This window comes from Collinsella sp. Sow4_E3, assembly GCF_052116285.1.
Classification (GTDB): domain Bacteria; phylum Actinomycetota; class Coriobacteriia; order Coriobacteriales; family Coriobacteriaceae; genus Collinsella.
In genome coordinates this window covers 1-628 of the sequence record NZ_JBQKLJ010000086.1, presented here as the reverse complement: position 1 = coordinate 628, position 628 = coordinate 1, and the positions used below count along the sequence as shown (strand labels likewise).

2 protein-coding genes are annotated in these 628 nt (G+C 34.2%); both read left to right on the top strand.

Annotation, left to right across the window (positions count from 1 at the left end):
- The coding region (locus tag ACTQ48_RS11370; protein ID WP_441571019.1) for a YkgJ family cysteine cluster protein at window positions 1-373 on the top strand (373 nt) is incomplete at its 5' end.
- 160 nt (window positions 374-533) lie between these two features.
- On the top strand, window positions 534-628 hold a 95-nt coding region (locus ACTQ48_RS11365), incomplete at its 3' end, for a cold-shock protein (protein ID WP_441571021.1).

The following is a 628-nucleotide window of genomic DNA, read 5'->3' as shown; positions in this document are numbered from 1 at the left end:
CATTCATGAAGAAGTGTTTTCAGAGATTGACTGTCTTCAGTGTGCCAATTGCTGTAAGGGACTGGGACCTGATTTGAAAGAAGCGGATATCACACGGATTTCCAAACATTTCCGTATGAAATTGCAGGAGTTCGAGGATGCTTATTTACAGGTAGATGAGGATGGAGATAAGGTTTTTCAATGCATGCCTTGTCCATTCCTAGGACCTGATAACCTTTGTGACATCTATGATATTCGACCTAAAGCCTGTCGTGAATTTCCCCATACGGATAGGAAGAAGATTTACCAAATTAATCATTTGACCATTAAGAATACCTTGATTTGTCCAGCAGCCTATCTTTTTGTAGAAAAATTAAGAAAAGAAATCAAGTAATGGATAATAAGTAAGAAAAATTACACCTTTTGATTGACAATCTTTTTGAAAACTGTTACACTAATCAAGTAATAAGTTTTTTGAGTCAAAGTATCAGTTTTATCTATGTTTTATCTCTTTAAAATTTTTTTACAAATAAACAAAAAAGAGGTAACTCAAAATGGCAGTAGGAACTGTAAAATGGTTTAACGCAGAAAAAGGCTTTGGCTTTATTTCACAAGAAAATGGTCCAGATGTATTTGCACACTTCTCAGA